We start from the raw sequence: 24,694 nt of genomic DNA on the forward strand, positions 1-24,694 counted from the left end.
AGCTTTGAGACATTGGAGTTGCTTCTGACATCGTTTATAGTTTGTTATTTTCGATACGTACAAAAGACTGCCCGCACCAAATCAATTCTGATTTCTGTGTACAGTCTTTTTTCTACCTGTATCCACGCTAAATTTTTTTATTTCCACTTATGCATTTGTAATCAGGAAACCTTTTCATTGAATAATTGTTTATATATCCATTCTGAATGAAATCATTTTCAAATCCTTTGCCTCTTTTACTCCAGCATATTCCAGCTGACTGCGAACCTCTTCCAGTACAAGATAGAACAGATATTTCATCTCACTCACATATAACTGCTCATCCCTTGTTTTCATGGCATATCGAAGCACATCAAAGGTATGACAAAATATCGACTGATATCTCTCTTTATCCAAATGGCAAATATACGGATAAATCCATAGAATATGCTGTTTTAGCTCTTCAAAAATGCTCTTTAGGCTTTCCTGCTTATTTACATCCATGATAGAATCACAATACTCACAAATTAGTCTCCCCCAATTTATACTTGTGATTTCTGTATTCGATAATGCTTTTTGGAGTTGTTCATGGCGCTGCACCATACTTGTAAAAGACATAGTGGTAAATGTCTGGCAAGTTAACTGTAAAATCTGAAGACACTGCATACCTTCAATCACACGTTCTCTGACACCGTTGTCTTCCAGCATCTCATGAATTCTGTTTTCCTCACATTGAATTACTTTCATTCCCTTACCGCCAATAGGCTGTATAACACCGGTCGCCTGAAGAATTGACATAGCCCGTCGCAGAGTCGGTTCACTCACCTGATAAATCTCGCAAAGATCCAAAACCCGTGGAAGGCGACTCTCTACCGGATATATCTGGTAAATGATATCCTTCAATAAACTGCTTGCAATATTATAAATCTGCCGTGGCCGTCCACGATATATATTCCAGCGAAAGCTTACCTTACGCTCAGGTTTTCGCTGTGGAAGCTTAGCATAGCACTCCTGTGTTTTTCTGGAATCATCCACAAAGTATTTTTTCGTTATTTCATATATATCCTGATGAGTCAGCTGCTTTTGATGTATTGCATCAATAAATGCGTGTACCTTCGTAGTATCACTATGCGCACGAATTCCCTGCAACACCATAGAATCCTTTATTTTTTCATAAAAAGACAGTCTTCCAAATATTGCGACCTCCATATAAAGACAGCAAACCAGCGGATTTCCAAATACAGAGAGGACCGTTTCCACAAACGCCACGACTGTACGCTCACCCTGCATCTGATCAATACTTTTATGAATTGCGGCATATTGTTCCTCTGTAAGCAAACACAAAGCCTGGGTAAACAAATCAGGAAGCAAAATATTGCGTATCTCACACAAATCCTGTACTGCATATTTTCTTTCCAGAAAAAACTGAATGCAGTTCTCTCTACACTCCTCTTCGTTAAGTCCCAGTGTAAGACGTGAATGCCTGCCACGTGACATCTCTATGTAGTGATGTTCCTCCAGGAGCTTAAAGGCATGAATGACGGGACGCCTGGAAACCTGAAATCGTTCAGCAAACTGTGAAATAGTTGGGAGCTTTTCTCCCTGACGGAAAATCCCAAAGCGGATTGCTTCTTCAATATAATTATAGATCCACTCATGCAGACTCATTTCTTCTTTCATCCAATCATCCTCCTTAACGCTTATTCATCCCTATCTTATCACACCATTTACCTTGCAACAAATGCTTTTATGAAAAAATCAGCTGTTTAGCACTCGGCATGTATACCTTGCAGCTCCTTCAGTTACAAGGATACGAATTTTAAAAAATGAATATATGTTTATGACTCCGTTCGCAGGTGAGTAATGATATCATTCTTACAAACACTCATATAAAAAAACTATGGAGATATTTATCAAGACTTACTTTGCAGACTCCTCAACACCTCTTGATTCCTAGAAATTTTCTGAAATTTTATAGGCTCCTTTGCAGGCTTATGATATCCCTGCAATTGCCTGTTATTAGAATTTAATCAAAAATTCCTGCTCGATAACCATTATGATGAATTTGCACTCTCAACCGATATATGCTCAATCTGTGAAGGAAAAGCAGAAGAAATAAGAATCTGCTGCAGAGATTATTTGTGCTTCAGTGTATAAAGTTCCTGCCTCTGCACATGTTTGCTGAAAAGAGATTATATAAGCATGTCTGAAACCGCTCATTTATCTTTTAGAAACAGCTCAACGTGATTTCTTTTTAAAACAGCAGCTGCCATTTCAGTTCTTTCTTACTTCTGGGTGGCAAAGTGGATGTTTCAAATTCATTGATGCATTAGAGTTGAATTATCCTTTATTTCTTACCGTTGAGTAATCCCCTTAGTCCCAACTAATATTTTTTAGATTCTCCGCCTGAATTTCAATGATATCACGAATGTGTATCACCTTATCCACAATCTGAATAATGTGCAAATATTCAGGATCAAATTTAGACACCAACCCTTCCACTTCTACATATTCCTGCTGATCATAATAAACAATTTTAACCATTTGTCCCTTTTGAATCTGCTGTAATTTACGATCCAATACCTCACAGGCATCCGAAGAAAGCTGCTTTTTGTCAACTACCACGCGTTCCTTACATTTCAAGTAATCACGAAAGCCTTTCAAAGAATCAAAGGGCAAGAATAATTTCGCACGACTCGTATGATTCTGTTTATTCTGCATTGTGACCACCTACAAGCTTATTGCGAGATATTGCAGTTGCCTTATTCAGGAGATTCATCCCCTTTATCACAGCATTTTTTCCGAATTTGTGTTTGATATTAAGTAAAGTAAGCTGTAGTTTCTTCTCTTTTTCCAGAGCATTGAAATCTGTGAATAAATCATATGTCTCATACATCTCATCAACTACATTTCCAAAGCTGATAGACAGCATATGTACCAGCTCCTGACGATTTACTGTTTCCCTATACAGTTCAATAAATGCATTACGCAGATATGCATACGAGTTAGTTACATTGGATAATTTTCTGGAGCCTCCGGTTGCCTTTACATTTCTTGCTGAGTAACCGATATACAGACCGATATGATCCGTTACCCGGTGAGATTCCACAAGATTCTGTACATTTAGCTCAACCATCTCCTTCAGGACCAGCAATGCCTCTTCATAATTATAATCCTCAAATAAAATCTGACTGTTTGACAATGAGTTGCTTTTTGATTTATATGCCTTTATTTCCTTGATGGTCGTCGGTTCCCTGCCCCATGCATGATCGATCAGATATTCTGCATTCACACCAAACTCCCGATAGAGAATTCGCTCATCCATATGTGCAATATCATACATATCAGCCACACTGTACTTTTCCAGCCTCTTGGAAATTCCACGTCCAACCTGCCAAAAGTCAGATACAGGCTTATGATGCCAAAGCGTCTCTCTATACAATTGCTCGTCAAGTATCCCCATGTTATCCTTCGCATGCTTAGCAGTTATATCCAATGCAATTTTAGCAAGGTAAAGATTTGTACCAATACCTACTGTTGCCGTAATACCGGTTGTTGTGTAGATATCCTGCAATATCATACGGGCAAGCTCCTTTGCACTGACACTGTACATCTGCAGATATTCGCTAACATCCAGAAATGCTTCATCTATAGAATACACATGAATATCCTCTCTGGATATATATTTTAAGTATATCCCATAAATATCAGCAGAATACTGCATATACAAATTCATTCGCGGCATGGCAGTGATATAGGAGATATTATCCGGTATTTCAAAAATTCTGCACCGGTTATGAACTCCCTGTTCTTTCATTTTCGGTGATACTGCCAGACAGAGCGCACCTTTACCTCTAGAGGGGTCTGCGACAACCAGATTAACTGCAAACGGATCGAGCTTGCGCTCCACACATTCAACAGAAGCAAAGAATGTTTTTAAATCAATGCATAGATAAGCCTTCATCATATCTCCACCTCTTCTTCATCTGCGATTATACTACCATAAGTTGCATTTATCAATATCAAATGCAACTTTTTAATGCAAATTTTTCATTTTTCAAGAATTTAATGAAAGTTCTTGCAACTTTTGTTATTCTAATTTATAATGATGAAAAGAGGTGAGTCATTATGCAGTTAAAAGATTTATTAAATGAATATAAATGCCGGATGAGTGTTACCAATGACTATATAGCAGAGCATGTCGGCGTCAATAAATCAACGGTTTCACGGTGGATGAAGGGTGAGACTAAGGTCATGAAGCCTGCTGTTATTGAAAAGCTTTCTTATCTGCTGGGTACAGATGTAGAATCCTTATTAAAGAATTCTGACAGATTTGAAAAGCCGCTGCTTGGAACAGCAAAGGCCGGATATGGATTATTTGCAGAAGAAAATTTGGCAGGCTATGAGGAGGTATCAAAGAGCGATTACTATCGGGGCGATTATTTTCTTCGCGTCTGCGGTGACTCCATGACAGGTGCTCATATACATGATCAGGATCTTATCTATGTAAAGCAGTGTGATGATGTAAAAAGTGGTACTATCGCTGTTATCCTGATTGGAAATACAGAGGTGACCGTAAAACGCATTATAAAAAAAGAACCTTTCCTCATTCTGGAGGCAGCCAATCCCACTGTGCCTGCCCGCTACTTTACGCAGGAGGAAGTGAGAGATCTCCCTGTAAAAATTATTGGAAAAGTTCTTTACAGCCGCTCTGATATCGCCTGATTGAAAAGTATTTCAATGCATTCTTAAGGCAGTGTGGTTTTTTCTGCCTTATCTTCGTTTATATATCAAATCTGTAATGCCGTTATACGATTTAGAGGCAGCAAGCTTTAATTTCAAAATTGTTTTTCGCCCTTGAAATAATGGTATACCGCTGCCTAATATAATCGGAATCACAGAGATATGATAAGTATCAATTATATTCTGTTCAATTAAGGGCTGAATAATATCTGCGCCACCGCATATCCAAATATCTTTTCCTTCCTGCCTTTTCATATGCAGTATACTTTCACATATGTCTCCCTGAATGAAATGGATATTTTTCTTACCAATCAATTTCCTATGTGTAAATATATAGCTTTCCAAATGTTCATAAAGCCAACGTTCTGGTGAAAGCTCCGTAATTATTTGATGATAGGTATTCCAGCCCATTATCACGGTATCCACATCCTGTATGAATTCCTGATAAGACACCATATCATCCTGTTCAGTTTCCTGTCCCTGCAGCCAGTCAACAGATCCATCCTTTTTTGCTATATATCCATCAAGACTCATCGCTATAAACAAGGTTACATTTCTCATAGTATCTCTTCTCCTTTGCATCAGCATAACATAATACTATCATTCTGTAACAGGAGTATGCCCTTTTGATAATCAATTATACAAGAGATATGTTTATCCAATAGCTGCCTCGTAATGGAAAAGAGTGCATTACAATGCCAGCGATTTGCTACAGCTGCACTTCAGGATGTCGTTTCTGAATATACAGAAAAGCAAAAACAGACAGAATGGCGTCATCATCCACTCTATCTGTTTGCTATAATCTGTAATGTAATTCACACATTCACTTGGTGTGTATCAGCTTTCATTAAGGAAATAATGTCCATAAGCATCTGCCGCGATAATAGCCGCATACACCTTATCCGGAGTGACCTCAAACGGCATGTTATGCAGTGTATCATTTTCCGCACATGCTGCCTTCGCTACTGCCATTATTTTCTCTTTTGTGATTTCAGCAGCACCAAGCTCCTCCAGTGTAACAGGTAATCCAAGCTCAATACAGAATTCTATGATTTCCTGCAGCTCAGCAGCTTCAACATTTTCTAAAACCAGCTGTGCAATGGTGCCAAATGCAACCTTCTCGCCATGATACATATGGTGGCATTCCTCCAATACAGTCAGACCATTATGAATCGCATGAGCTCCTGCAAGACCAGCGCTCTCGAAGCCAATGCCGCTAAGCAGCGTATTAGCCTCTATAATCTTTTCAACAGCAGGAGTACACACGCCCGCTTCCAAAGCAAGCTTCGCCTTCACACCTTCCTCCATTAAAGTTTCAAAGCACAGCTTTGCAAGTGCCATAGCAGCTCCGGTAACCTTACCGCCTGCGCAGCTCACCGCATCACTCTGCTCACATGCCCGCGCTTCAAAATAGGTTGCAAGAGCATCACCCATCCCAGCTACAGTAAGTCTTACAGGAGATTTTGCAATGATATCTGTATCCATCAGGACCAGATTCGGATTAGCAGGTAAAAAGAGATATTCTTCAAAAACCCCTTCATCTGTATAGATTACGGAAAGGGCACTGCATGGAGCATCTGTTGACGCTATGGTTGGACAAATCAAAACAGCAGTTTTTTCATAATGTGCAACCGCCTTGGCTGTATCAAAGATTTTTCCTCCACCGATACCTATCACAAGATTACATGTGTTTTTCTTCATAACTCCACGTAACCGCTCTATTTCATGTTTTGAACATTCTCCATGAAAATAATCAAAAATAAACGTACAGCCTGTTCCAGCAAAGCTATTTTCAATATCCTTTCCAATTCTGCGATATCCGCCCTCACTGATCAAAATCAGTGCTTTCGTTCCATACCCTTCTGCGTATACTCCCAGTTTTTTCATTTCACCAGCACCCTGTACATATTTTCCAGGGCTAATTAAAACCTTTGCCATGTTACCACCATCCTTTTCTATGGCAATTCATTTCTTTATATATTGTAAGATAGCGTTTTCACAAAGTCAATGAATCTTCTGTAAAAAACATTGGCCCTATCTATTTTCACAAGATATGCTGATCGAACAGGTATTCCAGTCTCATTATAAAAATCAGACAGTTTCATATAAAAGCAATATGTAAATGATGTCTTGCATCTTCATTTGTCATTATCCGTAAATGAACATCAATGTAATACGGTTAAGCAACTTGTCTCATAGTAAATCATCAAGCCACAGATGATATCGTCTTAAAATTACGAGAAGGCACAGCTATATGAAATCATGCTATAAGATGTTATCTGCTTCAAAAACAGAATAACCCTATTGACTCTACCATTAGGGGAGACTATATAATGAGTATTGATATTTATCATGAACTAGCAAAGGAGTTATAAATGAAAAAACAAGACAGCATAGTGATTCGAGGACTGAATCAAAATAACCTGAAGCATGTATCTCTTACCATACCTAAAGACAAAATTGTTGTATTCACGGGAGTATCCGGCTCTGGAAAATCCAGCATTGTATTTGATACAATTGCTGCAGAGAGTCAACGCCAGATGAACGAGACTTATACTGCTTTCATACGAGGACGCCTTCCTAAATTCGAAAAGCCTAAAGTAGATCACATCGATCATTTGAGTGCCTCAGTTATTATCGATCAAAGCAGACTACAGGGGAATGCCAGATCAACCGTTGGCACCATCAGTGATCTTTACTCTGCTATGCGACTGCTATTCTCGCGAATAGGCTCCCCCTATATAGGAAGCGCCTCCTGTTTCTCCTTCAACGATCCAAGTGGAATGTGTCCGGAGTGCTCAGGGCTTGGAAAAGTTATTGAACTGGATATATGTAAAGCACTAGATCCCGAGAAATCATGGAAGGAGGGAATGGTCGATCTTCCTGCCTTCCATCCTGGTAACTGGTATTATCGACAGTACACAGAATCCGGTTTGTTTGATCTTGAAAAGCCGCTTAAAAATTATAGCGAACAGGAATACAATCTTCTTTTATACGGAGCCTACAAACGTGGAGACAAACGGTTGAATAAACGTGTTGAAGGTATTCACAATCATTTTTCAAGACTTCTTATCAACCGGGACCATTCGGGCTCCTCTGAGGTTTCAAAAAAACGTTTAGAAGAGATGATACAGGAAAAAGAATGCCCACTTTGTCATGGTAAGCGATTAAATGAGCATGGTTTGTCCTGTAAAATCAACGGATTTACAATTGCTGATCTTTGTGACATGGAGTTTCTGAAGTTACGGGATGTTATCAGTGGAATAAAGGATGCAAGAGTAACCACAATTATAGAGGCTCTAACAGCATCTCTGAGCCGTATGATTGATATCGGGCTTCCGTATCTGAGCATGAACAGAGAATCCTCCACACTATCAGGGGGTGAAGCACAGAGACTGAAGCTGGTCCGTTATATGGGGAGCTCCTTGACAGGTTTAACCTATATATTTGATGAACCAAGCACAGGCATGCATCCAAGAGATGTATACAGAATGACAGATTTGCTTCGCAAGCTGAGAGACAGAGGAAATACAGTTCTGGTAGTAGAACACGATAAGGATGTCATCAGAATAGCAGATGAAATAATAGATGTAGGCCCACTGGCAGGAAGAAATGGCGGGAGGATTATGTTTCAGGGAAGCTATGAGCAGCTTTTATGTTCAGATACACGAACCGGTCATGCAATGCGTGAGCAAATCAGGATAAAAAATCAGCCCAGAATCCCAACTGAATATCTTTCCATAAATAACGCATCACTACACAATCTGAAGCATGTCTCTGTGGATATTCCTCTGCATATTCTTACAGTGGTGAGCGGCGTGGCAGGTTCAGGAAAAAGCTCTCTTATCCGTGATGTCTTTGCAAAGCAATACGAAGACCGTGTAGTCCTCGTGGATCAGACGCCAATAACTGCAACCGGCCGGTCTACACCTGCAACCTTCCTGGATTTCAGTAATGATATCAGAAAGCTGATGGCAAATGAACATCACATTGTTGTCGGTATGTTTTCCTTCAACAGCAAAGGAGCATGTCCGCATTGCCATGGAAAGGGAATTGTTGTTACAGAGCTCGTATTTATGGACCCTGTAACAACCGTATGCGAAATGTGCGAAGGAAAACGCTACAGCGAGGAGGCATTATCTTATGAGTACCGTGGACATAACATAGCCGACATTATGGAATTAACCGTTGAAGATGCATTGGAATTCTTCAATGACAAGCCAAAGATTTTCAGAAAACTGCTCACCCTGCACGAGGTAGGTTTATCCTATCTGTCACTCGGACAACCACTATCAACACTTTCCGGTGGTGAGCGTCAGAGAATTAAGCTTGCAAAGCATCTTAAAAATAAAGGAAATATTTTTATACTGGATGAGCCAACTACTGGTCTTCATGCATCCGATATCAAAAGTATCATGAAACTGCTGGAAGGCTTTGTAGAACGAGGTAATACAGTTATCATTATCGAGCATAATCTGGATGTGATGAAGCAGGCAGATTATATCATAGATATCGGACCGGATGGCGGTACTGCAGGTGGAGAGGTTGTTTTCATGGGGACACCAAAGCAAATGCTTGAACAGGCTGACACTATAACTGCACACTATTTAAGAAAATCCTGTTATGGAGTAACACAGCAATAGCCTTTCGATTGTACAAAGCAAGAGTAAGCGTCAAACACGGTAAAATAGAGAAAACAATCTTCTTTTTCAGAAACCCCTTTTGCATTGATTACATACAAACAGCCATAAGCATGGAGAAACCTCTTGGTAACCAAGCAGAATACCTATGATACTTAAGAAAAGCGACATAACATAGACTGGAGGTGAAGAATATGCTGAAGATGCTGGAAGATACTGGGATTACAGGTCCTACCGGGCCTACAGGTCCCACTGGACCGACAGGTCCGCGAGGTATTACAGGAAGCACAGGAGCAAACGGCGCTACAGGTATCAGTGGTGCGACGGGGCCTACTGGTGCTAATGGAAGTACAGGTCCTACCGGAGCACGAGGTGCAACAGGACCAAATGGTGCAACGGGCGAAACAGGACCGAAAGGCACAACCGGTGCGACAGGGTTAACAGGAGCGACAGGAATCAGCGGTGCGACGGGGCCTACTGGCGCGAACGGAACAGCAGGACCAACAGGTTCCAGAGGCAATACAGGACCAACAGGAGCAACTGGAAATACCGGTATACAGGGAGCTACCGGAGCTACGGGAGAGAATGGAGCAACGGGGGCTACAGGGGCAAGTGGTGAACCTGGTTTACCAGGAGCGAGCGGACCTACAGGTGCAACCGGAAACACAGGACCGACTGGAAGTGATGGAGCGACAGGTGCAACCGGGGAAACCGGGGCAGCAGGCAGCACAGGCGCGACAGGCGCAACGGGCGCGGATGGCGTTAGCGGGCCCACAGGGGCAACCGGCAATACAGGTCCTACTGGGGCCATTGGTGTTACAGGACCGATTGGAGCAACCGGACAAAACGGAGAAGCAGGACCGACAGGTCCTGCTGGCAATACCGGAGTTACGGGTGCAACCGGGGATACAGGTCCTACGGGAAATACCGGAGCAACTGGCAATGATGGAAATACTGGAGCAACCGGAGCGACTGGTAATACAGGAGCTGATGGCATACAGGGAGCTACAGGTCCCATCGGGCCCACAGGTTCAACCGGAGCAACTGGAATAACCGGAGCGACCGGGATAAGTGGTATAACAGGCGCAGACGGAGCTACAGGTCCTACCGGGGCCACAGGCAGCACAGGCGCGAACGGCATTACAGGACCGACAGGTGCAACCGGCAGCACGGGAGCTACAGGACTTTCCGGCATACAGGGTGCCACAGGAGCGACCGGTAATACAGGAACCAATGGAAGCACGGGACCGACTGGTCCAACGGGAGCTACAGGCTCTATCGGTAATACCGGGGCAACTGGTACTAACGGAGTCACAGGCGCAACCGGACCACAGGGTAATACCGGTGTAACCGGAGCCAATGGAATTACCGGACCAACAGGAGCAACCGGCAGCACGGGAGCGACCGCAACAGCGCAAAATGGACAATTTTCTGTCAATGCATCGTCCATATCCAGCAACTCTCTCATTACATTTTCTACTGCATTTATCAACGGAACAACTATTTCAGCAGCAAGTACAACTGCAATCAATCTGAGTGCCGGACATGTCTATCAGGTTTCTTTTTTGGTAAAAGCATCTGTAACTGTAGCAGGTGCAATCGGTGTTACACCTCAGCTAAACGGTGTTTCCCAAACAGGCTTTGCGACAAGTGCCAACGCTACATTAACGGCACCAACAGTTAGTGTCAGCGGAACATTTCTTGTAAATACGCTGATTAGTGCAGATGTTCAGGTCTCTTTCCTTTATACATCTTCACTGCTTGCAAACTCTCCATCTGGTGTCTTCAGTATATTACAGATACAGTAGCTTTACCGAATTCATTTCTATTATAAAACTCCCGGATACTGTGCATGTTGACAGCAGTCCGGGAGTATTTATACAGTAAATAAATTTACAATGAAAACAGGTGTGCCAAAATCGCGATAACCTCGCCCAGCATGGTTGACATAATCAGCATGGGTAGTCCAGATTTCTTGTCCTCCTTGGATACGATGATAATCATGGGAAGAGCCAGTATTCCGCCAATCAGCCCTCCCTTTATCCACCATACCACATGAAACAACTCTGTATTCAATATGATAAACGGCAAGGTGAAATAAAATACAAATGTCGATGCTATTGAATACTTATCCAGCTTCATTTTCACCATGGGCAGAATATCTACTGCCCCGACTGCAATACCTAACATACAGGTTATAAAAAATTTGTCCATACATCCTCCTTATTTTCCTACATCTTATTAGACGGTAAATTTCTTTTATTGTGACAGTCTTTCATCAATTTATTTCACCGGCTTCAGAATTTTCATTTTACTTATTCAGCAATTATGAAAAAGGATGAAAAAGTCAGAATCTTTCACACAGGAAAAGGTTCCTGTTCTATTGTGTTTTCAATAGATCAGAAACCTTTTTCCTGCCCTACTTATGGTTTCAGACAAATCAAATTGCTGCTCTTTACTTATCTCTCACTGCTTTGAGAAGCTCATCCTTTTTCTCCAGAATATAGGCAGCCGCTGTACATGCAGGACAATCGCAGTATAGCGCTCCCTGCTGTTTGATTTCCTTTGCATGCTCCGCTACCTGAACTGCCTTCTCTTCACCAAATATCTGCTTTCCCTGATTTGATTCTGCCAGCGCAATCAAATCCTGAATAGTGACAATATCTTCCTCCAGTTCTTTCATATACGCCTGAGTTACCTCCTCAATGCGCTGTGTGCCTACCGCATCAAGCCATGTCTGAGCCGCAGCCCTTGCTTCTGCACTGCAAGTAACAGAATTCATAAGCTCCTTTGTTTTTTCTGTGATAGCATCCATCAATTCTTGTTTCATAACAATACCCTCTTTCCTATGTATACCTTCATTATACATGCTTCCTTTGCGAATGTCATTTTCTAAGTTTAAAAATCTAATTATTCTGTCAGGCTTCTTCTATAAGAATACCTCACCATATATAGAACCCGCCACTTATCAAATAAGGCCAAAGTCATTGTTCTGCATATAAATTAACCGTTGTAATGAGAACACACACATTGGCATGAAAACTTACGTGCTCCTGCGAACTTCCACAGATAGCATCCCTGTAAGGTCCCTTCATTTTTTCAATTCTAATTCTACATCACTAACATGAAACGATAGTAATCTAACCATATCGATCTGTATTCAATAGTTCGCATTCTAAAAAAATTATGTTATAATACTTCCATGTCAAATTTTAAACTCAGGCTTTTAATCTATTTCGCAACGATTTCTGCGAGTACGCTGTTAATTTCAAATTTAGCAGCAGTAAAGCTATGGAATTTTTTTGGTATTGCAGTTGATGGAGGTGTCGTAGTATTTCCGATCACTTATATTATCGGAGATTTGATTGTTGAATTTTATGGAAAAAAGATTGCCAAAAATATTATTCTAGCTGGTTTCTTTATTAATATACTTGCGATTATCGTGTTTTATATAGTAATCGCGCTTCCTCCTTATGAAGGATGGACAATGCAAACTGCTATGGCAAGTGTTTTGGGATTTACTCCCCGCATTATTATCGGTTCGCTGACAGCATATGTTTGTTCAAATTTCCTGAACAATTATATATTTACAAGATTAAAAAACGGAAACGGATTATTCGCTTCCAGCTTTATCGCGCGTGCGCTGGGCTCTTCAGCCTTTGCGCATATTATTGATTGTGTCATATTTGAGACAATTGCATTTATCGGCGTCCTTACTTTTCAGGAGTTTCTTGCACAGGCAGTATTCGCCTATGTTCTGGGAATCGGCTTTGAAATTGTATTCTCACCGATAGAAGCATTCATAGCAAACTTATTAAGAGGTAAGATGACAGATGACAAACTATAAAAATAACAATACATTCAGCTTTGAAATAATAAAGCGGATACCAGGCAAGCTTGGCCGTGCCGGTATTATTCATACACCCCATGGGGATATCAAGACACCGGCATTTATGAGTGTTGGTACAAAGGGTGAAGTGAAATTTGTATCTATGGAGGATTTGTACCTGATACAGGCGCAGGCTATGCTGAGTAACGGATACCACTTGCGTAATGCCTCCTTTGAAATTGCTGAAAACGGCGGACTTGCGTCATGGTCCGGCTGGAACGGACCTACACTGACAGATTCCGGAGGTTTTCAGGTTATGTCTCTGGGATCCGGTATGGGAAAAGTAGTCAGTATGAAGCGGGAAAATGATGTCATAAATACAGATCCCAAAGATCGACTCGCACATGTTACAGAGGATGGTGTCAGATTCCATGACCCGTTTACAGATCAGGAGGATTTTATCGGACCTGAGGAATCCATGCAAATTCAATGCCGAATCGGTGCTGATATTCATATGGCCTACGATGAGCTGACATCCCTTGCGGACAGTTATGAATATAATGTTGAGGCTTTGGCCCGTACAGAGCGCTGGGCAATCCGTAGTATAAATGAACACAAAAAGCACTGTGATGATCTTGGATATCATCAGTCACTTTATGGTGTTCTACAGGGTGGACGCTGGGAGGACCTGCGCCGCTCAACCGCTAAAAGATTTGCCGAGATGGATTTTGATGGCTATGGTCTTGGCGGTGCTTTTCTAAAGGAAAGCCTTGGTGACATATTGCGCTGGTGCTGTGAAGAGCTTCCGGAAACCAAGCCGCGGCATCTGCTTGGTCTTTCCCATCCTGACGATATTCTGATTGGTACAGAAATGGGTGCAGATACCTTTGATTGTGTTGCGCCAACCCGTGAAGCAAGGCATGGAAAGCTGTATACAAAGCATGGCCCTATCAAGCTGTCAAAATTTACAGACAGTCCGCTTCTGCTGGATGAGAACTGTGACTGCCCAACCTGTCAAGCAGGATGGACGCGCGGAGAGCTTCGTGCATTGTGGAAATCCGGAAGCACAGAGGGTAAGCACAAATATTTCAACCTTGCTACTCTTCATAATCTACGCTTTATTATTCGCCTTACAGAGAATACAAGGCAGGCAATTCTGGAGGATCGGTTTGCGGAATTCAAGGAAGCTTTCTTAAAATGCTATTATCCGCAAAGCGAAAAATAAACGAAAAGGACTATATGCGAATCATTATTAGACCGTATATAATCCTTTTTTTCTGTGCAGAAAACCCAATCATGCAGGCGTCTGTATTACTACTTGCACTACTCATAAAGCCACATATTGTTTCTGCAATTCATGTATACAGCATGCTTGTAAGCTTACTCCCAATATAACAATAGCTTTATTAATAAATGCTTGATTGTATCCGTCATCACCTCATCTATATACAGAAAGCTTTCCTGAACCTTACGCATACATAAACACATGTGTGCAGGCTTAAAGCAGTAGCAGCCAGTTAGACCATAGCATAGTTTATCTCACCAAAGCAATTACTTTAGGTGAACCTACTGTAAGTTCTATAAGGGCATACAGCATTGGTAGTATATAATCCAGCTACACTGTCATTTCGCAGTCTCCAGAGGAAATCTATCAATCACAGAGCTGTACCTTTTTTCGGAATAAACAGCCTCTTCATATCTGCCCCCTCCAGTGTAAGCAATTTGATTTTCACATCAATTCCTCCTGCATAGCCAGTTAAGCTGCCGTTTGTGCCAACTACACGATGACATGGGATGATAATGGATATCGGGTTATGACCAACAGCACCGCCGACTGCCTGTGCAGACATCTTCGGCTTACCTGTGACAACTGCCATTTTTCTTGCAATATCCCCATAGGTCACCACCTCTCCGTACGGAATCTGACATAAAAGCTTCCACACATTCTGTCGAAATTCTCCACCTTTTGGTAAAAGCGGAAGATTCTCAATCAAAGGTCTTTCACCCGCAAAATATTTATCCAGCCAAGCTTTAGCGGATAGGAAAATAGGAATATTCTCCCTCGTGAAGCATTTTTCAGTCAGTGTGCCGCCATAATATTTCTGACCCTCTAACCATAAACCAATTATGTTATCACCATCTGAAGCCAATGTTATTTTTCCAACGGGTGAAAAATAAGTCGCTTTGTAAAGCATAAGAGTCCTCCCTTCTTATAATTACCACACCATTCACAGACAGGCATATGCGAAAAGCACATTTTTATATGTGTGAATCCATTCCCCTATATAACTGCTTTCATTGTATCGCCACATAAATATCAATTTCTGTATCCGCATCAGCATAACCGTGAAACCGCTCATCATACAGCTCAAAAGAATCTCTGGAAGCAAGCACCTCTTTTGTTGAAAGAATCCATGTTCCCCAGATATAATTAATTGTCTGTGACAGCTTTTGTAAACCACCATGATGGGTAAATACTGCATAACGTCCTTTTTGAATCTTACGGCGCACAAAAGTGTCCGAAATCATGTCTGCGGCATTCATCTCGAACCCCAATACCTCATGAAACTGCATATCCTCATGAATCATGTAATGGGTCAGATTGTCACAGGATTCATAAACGCCAAATCTTCTGCGATTTCTATATTGCTCCGGAAGCAGCTTGTAAAATGCTTCCCAATGCTCCTTCAGCTCATCCTGATGCAGTGATACCTTGTTACGGATACCTGCAATTTCAATTTCAGGAAGCTCAACAAGTTTTGGATGAACATTTATATGCTCTATCAGATGTGTTATTTTTTCATCATTCAGACGCTGCTTTCCTGAGGCAAATGTATGAATACGATTGCTTCGATATGTTGATGGATTCACTTTATATACACTTTTAAATGCACGGCTGAAAGCTTCAGCTGATTCAAAATTATTATCAAGCGCAATCGTAATAATCTTTTCATCTGTGTAAAGAAGCTTTTGCGCAGCATTTGCCAATCTGCGCTTCTTAATATAATTCCCTATACTCTCTCCTAATACCGCAATAAACTGACGATTCAAATGATAATAGGAATAACCGGTAACCTTAGAGACCTCTTCTACACTCAACCCTTCATTTAAATGCTGCTCTATATAAATCACTGCCTGCTCCAGCACTTTTTTATAGTCCATAAGCTGCTCCTTTACAGAGGAATCCATTCCAATATATCCTTCTTATCTGTTTCAACAGCAAGAGCAATGTCCCTTTGCTCCTCCTGTATATCATCTAAAGAATAGCATCTCCAAGTATTTCTTGCAAGACCACCCCAGCATAATTCGATAGTATTGTCAAAAGGGGACAAGATCATACTTTTAGTTGTGCCAAAGCTTTCCCTGTAGTGATGAAAACACAACCCCTCAGGATAATCGGATAACAGCATTTCCTTTAAGGTATTTCGTGTGATATCCGTTTTATTGGATAATTTCTCTTCGATATATTGATACCGTTGCACGCTGTGCTTAAAGGCACCAGATTCCAAATGCTTATCATCGTCTAAAACCGCATGATTTGTTGTGAATAGCAGTGCTTCCTCAGTCGTGATGCAGCGAATCGCCTTCTTACCGGCATAGGTTTGAATCAGAGCGGCGTGTTCTTCCTTGTCAAAAATAATCATATTCATGTGAAAGGCAATTGGCATATCCTTAATATACGATAATGCTTCCTGCACATTACGGCAGTTTTCCAAAAGAGCTCTAACAACGATCCAGTATTGCAGTCCCTCTATACAGGGCGTTTTCATATATGGTAAATCCACAACTGGTATTCCACAGGAGGTCATGGTGACAGCAAGACCATATTCATTTATGCCATCATCTCGCCCGGCGCCCAGAATAGAGGTTCCCATATGCGTGTGTTTTCCCGTAACAGAGGTTTTTATCAAAGTGAAATCCTCGATTTCATCGGAGAACTCAAAATTGCGTGCAAGTAGAGGCTTTTTTTCCTTTGTGATTGAGGAACATACCGCGATTTGTGAACAATTCGGTACCAGATGTGTCATATGATAGAAATATAAATCCTTGGGCTCAACATGAAGTGCATCTGCAATTCCTTTCAATTCATCACATAATCCCGGACACCAGATATCCAATAGACTATTTATTTTTTCTAATCTATTCTGATTCATTTTGTTATTGTGAGATACACACTTTCTCCGCCAAACAGTGTCTTTAGAAATTACATCTCCAAGACGATATCCGATTTCATAGCTTGAACCGGTTAGATATAAGGTGCGTGCTGTTGCTTTTGTATACTTCATAGAATCCCTTCCTTTTCAGAACTTTCTTATAGGAATAGTTTAGCAGTATTCTTATTTTTATGCATGATATTTTATGCTATTCTTCGTTTAAAGGTATTTCTTGATTTGTGATGATTAGCAACTGCGTTTTTTAATATGGAACGAGCTAATGATGAGACTACAGCATAATTGAATCTTATACCACAGGATACGCAAAACTCTGCGCAGGCATGCTATCTAACTAGAACCTCCATATCACGCACACACATGCAAACAACAAAAAACCCCATAAAAATGGGGCTTTGTGAGCACACGCAAGTGTACGTGAGCATAGAAAACAAGTGCTTTCTATCTCTTTGAGAACTGAGGAGCACGACGTGCCGCTTTCAGACCGTATTTCTTACGCTCTTTCATACGGGAATCACGTGTTACAAATCCTGCTGCTTTCAGTGCAGGACGATAATCAGCACTAGCTTCCATTAAAGCACGTGTGATACCGTGACGCATTGCACCAGCCTGACCTGTATAACCTCCACCTTGAACGTTGATTTTAATATCAAACTGACCTAAAGTTTCTGTTAATTCAAGTGGTGAACGAACAACCATACGTAAAGTTTCCAGTGGCAAATACTCGTCTAATGTTTTCCCATTAACAGAGATGTTACCACTACCCGGAGTCATAAAGACACGAGCAACAGAAGTTTTACGGCGTCCTGTACCATTGTAAGTTACTGTATTTTTCTTAGCTGCCATTTCTTATTCCTCCTAACCTTTGATTTTCAGCTCTACTGGTTTCTGAGCTGTGTGTGGATGTTCACTACCTTCGTAAACAAACAGGTGTCTACGCATTTTGTCACCCAGTTTTGTGTGAGGTAACATACCGTAAATAGCTCTTTCGACCCATTCAACCGTATAGTTGTCCTTCATGACACGTGCAGTACGTGTACGAAGTCCTCCTGCATAACCAGAGTGGTTGTAGTATTTTTTAGTGTCCAGCTTGTTTCCTGTAAGCTCGATTTTGTCAGCGTTTGTTACGATAACGAAATCACCACAGTCCACGTTTGGTGTGTAAGTAGGTTTGTGTTTTCCTCTTAATACTGATGCTACTTCTGTAGCTAAACGACCTAATGTCTTACCTGTTCCGTCAACAACGTACCAAGTACGTTCAACTTCAGCAGGTTTTGCAAATGTTGTTTGGCGCATGTTGATATCCTCCTATGTAGTTTCCGGGGCTACAAGGGCATAAGTGCCTAACTAATAGTTTATATTCAAACCGGCTGTAAGTCAACATTTATTTTTCTTTTTTTATCAAAAAATCCATCCTGTACTGCGAAATGTAAATGGAGTTATCAAAACAATGCTATACCTATCATAAATCCAATCCAGCAAGCATAGAAAATGACAGCCAATGCTAGCTTTCTACATTTTGACAATTACTTAGAATAGTAATATTCAAAGCTGTGTATTCTCCAATATACTTAATCGTCTTTTTCATACGTTTCGCAGATTGACAAATCCCTGAGTTCTTCAGTCTTTTTTTCTTATCCTAAAGCTATTTCCTTCAAAGAAAGAAATCATTGTATTTACTCATGTGGTTATACACCGTTGCCGATCTTTGTAAAGCTGCGATATTCCTGATAAAAAAACAGAAGCCCACCTAAGTTAGCGTTCTTCTGTTTCTTATGTTAATTAAGCCTCATCCAGTATCTGCACACAGATTCCCAGCGTACCCGGACCGGTATGCACGCCCAGTACAGGAGATACCTGTTTCATGATAAATACATCAGTACCCGGAAGCTTTTTCATAATGCAGTCACGAATCTCCTCTGCCATCTCCTGTGCATCCCCGTGCATAATAGCAACATTGTATCGCTTATGTCCCTGCGCAAAATCCAAAGCAAGCTCCTTTGTCTTGGTGATTGACTGCTTTCTTCCGCGAACCTTTGCGACCGTATAATAAATTCCCTCATCATTACAGGAGATGATCGGCTTCAGATTCAAGGCATTTCCAAACAGCGATGCGACCAGACCGATTCTTCCACCCTTTTGCAGGTATTCCAGAGTCTTCACTACAAAGAAAACTTTGCATTGATCAATACCGCGCATCAGCTTGGCCTTTATTTCATCAAAGGACAATCCGTCCTCAATATAGCGGGCTGCCTGAATGGCATGAAATCCGCCGCCAATCGATATGTTTTTCGTATCCATGATGAATACTTCCATATCCTCCAGCTGATCCGCAATCAGATGAATCATATTATTCGTTCCGCTCAGACCGCTGGACAGTGTGATTGCAATTACCTTTTGAAAGCCGTCCGCACGAATCTGGTCAAAAATCTCTGTTATACGCTCTCCGCTTGGCAGTGAGGTCTTCGGAACCTCCCTTTCCAAGCCCTGATATACCTGCTCCGGTGTAATATCAACACCATCGAGGTATTCCGCATCCTTATATACTACCTTTAACGGGATGACATACATATGGTACTGCTCTACAAATGTCTGCGGGACATCACAGCAGGTATCGACGAGGACAGCAATTTTTTCTTTGTTCATAGGGTTACCTCCGTTTTCTAAAGAATAAAACTAAGCATTCAGATTACATTTACAGTATAACATAATTAAAGTAATTGTACAATCTAGTTTAAATAACTATACTACTGTTTTCGCAATACCGTAAAGCCTTCAAAAAAAAGGTATCCCGTTTTCATGAGATACCTGATTTTTCTAAATCAATCCAATTCAAACTGTCCTGTGTATAACTGATAATACCTTCCCTTATCCTCCAGCAGTTCATCATGACTTCCACGCTCAATGATTTCTCCATGATCCAGAACCATAATTGCATTGGAATTACGCACAGTGGACAGGCGGTGTGCAATCACAAAAACCGTTCGATTTTCCATCAGCCGGTCCATCCCCTTTTCAATCAGCTTCTCTGTACGTGTATCGATCGAGCTGGTTGCCTCATCCAGAATCAGAACCGGCGGATTAGCGATTGCCGCTCTTGCGATAGCAAGCAGCTGCCGCTGTCCCTGAGAAAGATTGGCTCCATCCCCGCTCAGCATCGTGTCATAGCCGTTTGGAAGACGCTTAATGAAGCTGTGTGCATTGGCAAGCTTTGCCGCGTTGATCACATCATCCATATCCGCATGCAAATTACCATAGCGAATATTATCCGATATCGTACCGGTAAATAAATGTGTATCCTGCAATACGATGGAAATGGAACGACGCAGATCATCCTTGTGTATCAGCTTGACATCGATACCGTCATAGGTGATGCTGCCGCTTTCGATGTCGTAAAACCGATTAATCAGATTGGTGATTGTCGTTTTTCCTGCACCGGTACTGCCGACAAATGCAATCTTCTGCCCCGGCTTTGCATACAGATTGATTCCCTTCAGAATTGTGACCCCTGGTTCATAGCCGAAAACGACATCATGAAAGCGCACATCCCCGCGCAGCTCCACAAGCTCTACACTGCCGTCCTCATGCGGATGCCGCCATGCCCAGTGCCCGGTATATTCCTGACATTCCTGCAGTCTGCCGGTTTCCAGCTTCCGAACACGGGTCAGGGTAACACGCCCCTCATCCACCTCTTCACATTCCTCCATCATATCAAAGATACGCTCCGCACCAGCCATTGCGGCCAATATGAAGTTCAGCTGCTGCGTAAACTGATTGATGGGCAGCGCTGTCTGACGTACATACACCAGATAAGAGGCAAGTGCCCCGAGTCCGATTTCTCCGCCAATCGCAAAGAATCCACCGATACATGCGACAATGGCATAGTTGAAATAGGAAATACTGACTACCGTTGGAATCGTTCTGCCGGAATATGTCAGAGCCTCGGTACTCGCCCTGCGCAGACGTTCATTCCGACGTTCAAATTCCTCATAATTTTTCTGTTCATGGTTAAATACCTTAACCACCTTGACACCGTCAACCATCTCCTCAATAAAGCCGTTCAGCTTTCCCATGGCGGCCTGTTGATGAGAAAAATAATATTTACTCTTTTTACTGAAATATTGAATCATGAGATACATGATAATCATAAAGAATATCACAATCAACGACAGCTTCCAATTCAACAGAAAAATAGCAAGCAGTGTTCCGGTAATCATCACAAAGCTTTGAATCAGATTATCAAAGCAGTTGTTCAAGGCATCCTGTACCGTATCCAGATCATTGGTGAAATGACTCATGACATCCCCGTGTGTGTTGGTATCAAAGAAGCGAAGAGGGAGCTTCTGCATCTTGGAAAACAGATCCTCCCGAATTTCCTTAACGATGCTTTGCGCCGTATGTGTCATCAGCTGCTTGTATACCGCCGTACAAAGAACTCCCCCCGCATACATAAGCCCCATGAACAGGACTGCACGCACCAGTCCGTTATAGTCATGCGGAAGAATGTAATTATCAATTATCGGGTTCAGCAGATAGGTTCCATACAGGTTCGCTCCGGCACTGGCAATGACAAGTACTCCGACAAGCAGCAGTGCAAATTTATGATTTCCCAGATAACGCAGAAAGGTTCGTATGGTTTTCTTCATATCCTTCGGCTTTTTGCCTGTAATCTGTCTTGCCATTATAAACCAGCTCCTTCCTGTTGGGAATAGTAAATATCCTGATAGATCGGATCCGACGCAAGCAGGGTGTCATGCGTACCGATCGCATGTATTTTCCCATCGTCCAGAATAACAATCTGATCAGCGTGCTGAACAGAGGTAACACGCTGTGCGATAATGATTTTCGTTGTATCCTTCAGGGATGCCAGACCTTCGCGGATACTCGCCTCCGTGGCGGTATCAACTGCACTGGTGGAATCATCAAAAATCAGCACTCTGGGACGCTTCAGCAATGCCCGTGCAATGCAAAGACGCTGCTTCTGTCCGCCGGAGACATTGACGCCTCCCTGTCCGAGATCGGTATCATACCCCTTGGGAAAGCTGCTGATAAACTCATCCACGCATGCAATATGACATGCCCGTGCAATATCTGCATCACTGGCATGGGCGTCACCCCATAACAGATTTTCACGTATTGTTCCGCTAAACAGCGTATTCTTCTGCAACACCATCCCCACGGCATCACGCAGATGCTCCACCGGATACTCGCGTACATTTTTTCCATCAATACGAATTTCTCCGTCACTGACATCATAAAGCCTTGGAATCAGCTGCACAAGTGTGGTTTTCGCAGAACCTGTTCCTCCCAGAATGCCAACCGTGCTGCCCTTTTCGATGTGCAGCGTTATATCACGCAGCACAAATTCCTCTGCCTCCGCCTTGTATTTGAAATATACATGATCAAACACGATATCACCGCAGCTCACGGATGCCTCCGCCTGCGGCAGATCACGGATATCCACCTCCTCATCCAGCACCTCAAGAATACGCTCACCGCTGGCGATGGATCTTGTCAGCATCAAAAAAACATTGCTGATCATCATCAGAGAATTCAGAATCTGCAATACATAGCTCAGAAATCCGGTCAGCTCTCCCACCTTCATCGTACCGGCGAAGATCATATTCCCGCCAAACCAGATAATGCAAACAACGGTGGTATACATAACCAGCTGAAACAGCGGCAGATTCCATACAGAGGTACGAAATGCCCGCTCACTTGCAGAGCGCAGATTGTCATTGACCTCATCGAATTTCTCTTCCTCATAGGTCCCGCGAACATAGGACTTCACAACGCGGATTGCATTCAGATTTTCCTGTACGATGGTATTTACCTTATCGATGGATGCCTGCATCAGCCGATACAGCGGTCCCACCCTTCGCACAATTACAAACAGCGCTATTCCTAAAACGGGAATCGCAATCAAAAAGACGACGGTAAGCTGGGCATTGATGGTGAAGGTCAGCACCAGTGCGGTCAGCAGCATAACAGGGGATCGTACGATCGGACGAACTCCGTTACTGATTGCTGTCTGCAAAATCGTCACATCACTCGTCAGTCTGGTTATCAGCGAGGATGTGGAAAAATGATCCGTATTCGCAAAGGAAAAGCTCTGCACCTTCGCAAACTCATCCTTTCTCAGCTCTGCACCAAAGCCCTGTCCGGCGGTTGCGGCATATCGGGCATACAGTATTCCAAGCACCAGAGCAATCAATGCACAGGCAATCATCTGCGCTCCCTTGATAAGGATGTAATCCTTATCCGCATTCGCAACACCGATATCAATGATATCCGCCATGATGATCGGTATAATCAATTCAAATACTGTTTCCGCAACAACGCAGAAGCAGCTGATTGCCAGATATTTTTTATATCGGCTCATATAGGGCCACATTCGTTTCAACATCTGTTTTCCTCCTTTTTTCCTTCCTTCATGATCAATCCAGCTGTTTACCAGTCAGATTATGATACATTCTACCCAGATATTCCCGGAACTGTTCCTTTTCCTGTTCACTGAAGCCCTGTAAGGACTCGGCTTCCACCTGTCGGCAGTGTCTTTCCCAAGCGGCAAGTGCCTGTTCCCCCTTTGGCAGAATCTGCATAGATAAAGCCCGTTTATTTGTTTCCACCACATGGCGCTTCAGCATGTTCTGTTCCTCCAGATTATTGAGAATCCGGGATACAGTCGCACATTCCACATCACACGCTGCAGCGATTTCCTTCAGCATGCAGTTGCGATTCGCTGCCACATAGCGCAAAACCTTTGGCTGTCCGGGAGATAATCCGAATGCCTGCATATTTTGACGGATTCTGTTTCTCTGTGCATGAAATGTTTTAAACATCATAAAGTGAAATGCAGTTTTCATAGTGCCACCTCCATAATTAGCATCCTAATTATTAGCAACCTAACTATACTGCCCAAACGATCATCTGTCAATAAGTCTTATCTCTGTTTTACAAATGGCACGAGCTAAAATTGCAGGTTGCCTTACATGCCTTTATCCCCCTGCATGTTGCACACAGGTAGACTATTCATCCGACGTTGATTTTCAATCACTATGGAATACCAACTGGCTATTCCTTCACACATTCTCCCCTAAGAGTATGATTTTTTCATATTCTGCTTTGATAGCGCAGCCGTGTGCAATGACCTTTTCTTATCAGCTCAGGATTATCAGCCTCCGCTTCTTTTATGTGCCTGTTTCCGGATGGCTTGCCTCATAAAATATCAGAAAGAGGTCCCGATTGCGATGGTTGCATAGCCGTATATCCTGTAGGATAAGCTCCATCGTACAGCTTACACGCGCAATCACCACTTCAAAAGGAAAACA

21 protein-coding genes are annotated in these 24,694 nt (G+C 42.2%); 5 read left to right on the top strand and 16 right to left on the bottom strand.

Features of this window, described 5'->3' with window-relative positions; all coding sequences use genetic code 11:
- Positions 1-189: 189 nt before the first annotated feature.
- The 3 genes from G4D54_18835 to G4D54_18845 form a co-directional block, all read right to left on the bottom strand.
- On the bottom strand, positions 190-1,659 hold the full coding sequence (locus G4D54_18835; protein QJA04330.1) for a GntR family transcriptional regulator: 1,470 nt from the start codon (positions 1,657-1,659) through the stop codon (positions 190-192).
- Between the two features lie 693 nt (positions 1,660-2,352).
- Complete coding sequence (locus G4D54_18840) at positions 2,353-2,700, bottom strand: YolD-like family protein (GenBank protein QJA04331.1); 348 nt, start codon at positions 2,698-2,700, stop codon at positions 2,353-2,355.
- Positions 2,690-3,946 (bottom strand): DNA repair protein, encoded by a 1,257-nt coding sequence (locus G4D54_18845; GenBank protein ID QJA04332.1) that lies wholly within the window; start codon positions 3,944-3,946, stop codon positions 2,690-2,692. The genes G4D54_18840 and G4D54_18845 overlap by 11 nt, the downstream gene beginning before the upstream one ends.
- A 161-nt stretch (positions 3,947-4,107) precedes the next feature.
- Between G4D54_18845 and G4D54_18850 the strand changes: the two genes are divergently transcribed.
- Positions 4,108-4,704 (top strand): helix-turn-helix domain-containing protein, encoded by a 597-nt coding sequence (locus tag G4D54_18850; protein QJA04333.1) that lies wholly within the window; start codon positions 4,108-4,110, stop codon positions 4,702-4,704.
- A gap of 48 nt (positions 4,705-4,752) precedes the next feature.
- On the opposite strand, the gene G4D54_18855 is transcribed toward G4D54_18850, so the two are convergent.
- On the bottom strand, positions 4,753-5,283 hold the full coding sequence (locus G4D54_18855; GenBank protein ID QJA04334.1) for a dihydrofolate reductase: 531 nt from the start codon (positions 5,281-5,283) through the stop codon (positions 4,753-4,755).
- Positions 5,284-5,559: 276 nt separating this feature from the next.
- Complete coding sequence (locus G4D54_18860; protein QJA04335.1) at positions 5,560-6,660, bottom strand: glycerol dehydrogenase; 1,101 nt, start codon at positions 6,658-6,660, stop codon at positions 5,560-5,562.
- Between the two features lie 437 nt (positions 6,661-7,097).
- On the opposite strand from G4D54_18860, the gene G4D54_18865 reads away from it, so the two are divergent.
- Positions 7,098-9,365, top strand: coding sequence for an excinuclease ABC subunit UvrA (locus G4D54_18865; GenBank protein QJA04336.1), 2,268 nt, complete (start codon positions 7,098-7,100; stop codon positions 9,363-9,365).
- 191 nt (positions 9,366-9,556) lie between these two features.
- Positions 9,557-11,170, top strand: coding sequence for a collagen-like protein (locus G4D54_18870; protein QJA04337.1), 1,614 nt, complete (start codon positions 9,557-9,559; stop codon positions 11,168-11,170).
- Positions 11,171-11,255: 85 nt separating this feature from the next.
- On the opposite strand, the gene G4D54_18875 is transcribed toward G4D54_18870, so the two are convergent.
- The gene (locus G4D54_18875) at positions 11,256-11,576 is read right to left on the bottom strand and encodes a hypothetical protein (protein ID QJA04338.1); all 321 of its coding nucleotides are present in this window, start codon (positions 11,574-11,576) and stop codon (positions 11,256-11,258) included.
- A gap of 241 nt (positions 11,577-11,817) precedes the next feature.
- Positions 11,818-12,192 carry a molecular chaperone Hsp90 gene (locus G4D54_18880; protein QJA04339.1) on the bottom strand — a complete coding sequence of 125 codons (375 nt, stop codon included), beginning with the start codon at positions 12,190-12,192 and terminating at the stop codon, positions 11,818-11,820.
- Between the two features lie 372 nt (positions 12,193-12,564).
- Here G4D54_18880 and G4D54_18885 point away from each other — a divergent pair, with 372 nt between their 5' ends.
- Positions 12,565-13,209, top strand: coding sequence for a queuosine precursor transporter (locus G4D54_18885; GenBank protein ID QJA04340.1), 645 nt, complete (start codon positions 12,565-12,567; stop codon positions 13,207-13,209).
- A complete protein-coding gene (gene tgt, locus G4D54_18890; GenBank protein ID QJA04341.1) occupies positions 13,196-14,416 on the top strand; it encodes a tRNA guanosine(34) transglycosylase Tgt in 1,221 nt (406 codons plus the stop codon). The genes G4D54_18885 and tgt overlap by 14 nt, the downstream gene beginning before the upstream one ends.
- A 430-nt stretch (positions 14,417-14,846) precedes the next feature.
- On the opposite strand, the gene G4D54_18895 is transcribed toward tgt, so the two are convergent.
- The 9 genes from G4D54_18895 to G4D54_18935 all read right to left on the bottom strand — a co-directional run bounded on the left by G4D54_18895 (position 14,847) and on the right by G4D54_18935 (position 24,229).
- A complete protein-coding gene (locus G4D54_18895; protein QJA04342.1) occupies positions 14,847-15,386 on the bottom strand; it encodes a methylated-DNA--[protein]-cysteine S-methyltransferase in 540 nt (179 codons plus the stop codon).
- Between the two features lie 100 nt (positions 15,387-15,486).
- Entirely contained in the window at positions 15,487-16,380 is an 894-nt protein-coding gene (locus G4D54_18900) for an AraC family transcriptional regulator (protein QJA04343.1), read from the bottom strand.
- Positions 16,365-17,477: an acyl-CoA--6-aminopenicillanic acid acyl-transferase gene (locus G4D54_18905; GenBank protein ID QJA04344.1), complete on the bottom strand. Its 1,113-nt coding sequence runs from the start codon at positions 17,475-17,477 to the stop codon at positions 16,365-16,367. Before G4D54_18905 ends, G4D54_18900 begins: the two co-directional genes overlap by 16 nt.
- 327 nt (positions 17,478-17,804) lie before the next feature.
- Positions 17,805-18,209, bottom strand: coding sequence for a 30S ribosomal protein S9 (gene rpsI, locus G4D54_18910; protein ID QJA04345.1), 405 nt, complete (start codon positions 18,207-18,209; stop codon positions 17,805-17,807).
- A gap of 12 nt (positions 18,210-18,221) precedes the next feature.
- Entirely contained in the window at positions 18,222-18,659 is a 438-nt protein-coding gene (gene rplM / locus G4D54_18915) for a 50S ribosomal protein L13 (protein QJA04346.1), read from the bottom strand.
- A gap of 486 nt (positions 18,660-19,145) precedes the next feature.
- Positions 19,146-20,009, bottom strand: coding sequence for a DegV family protein (locus G4D54_18920; protein ID QJA04347.1), 864 nt, complete (start codon positions 20,007-20,009; stop codon positions 19,146-19,148).
- A gap of 176 nt (positions 20,010-20,185) precedes the next feature.
- Positions 20,186-22,045, bottom strand: coding sequence for an ABC transporter ATP-binding protein (locus tag G4D54_18925; GenBank protein ID QJA04348.1), 1,860 nt, complete (start codon positions 22,043-22,045; stop codon positions 20,186-20,188).
- Complete coding sequence (locus tag G4D54_18930) at positions 22,045-23,769, bottom strand: ABC transporter ATP-binding protein (protein ID QJA04349.1); 1,725 nt, start codon at positions 23,767-23,769, stop codon at positions 22,045-22,047. The genes G4D54_18925 and G4D54_18930 overlap by 1 nt, the downstream gene beginning before the upstream one ends.
- A gap of 31 nt (positions 23,770-23,800) precedes the next feature.
- A complete protein-coding gene (locus G4D54_18935; GenBank protein QJA04350.1) occupies positions 23,801-24,229 on the bottom strand; it encodes a winged helix-turn-helix transcriptional regulator in 429 nt (142 codons plus the stop codon).
- Between the last annotated feature and the right edge of the window lie 465 nt (positions 24,230-24,694).

Source organism: [Clostridium] innocuum, from assembly GCA_012317185.1.
Lineage (GTDB): Bacteria > Bacillota_I > Bacilli_A > Erysipelotrichales > Erysipelotrichaceae > Clostridium_AQ > Clostridium_AQ innocuum.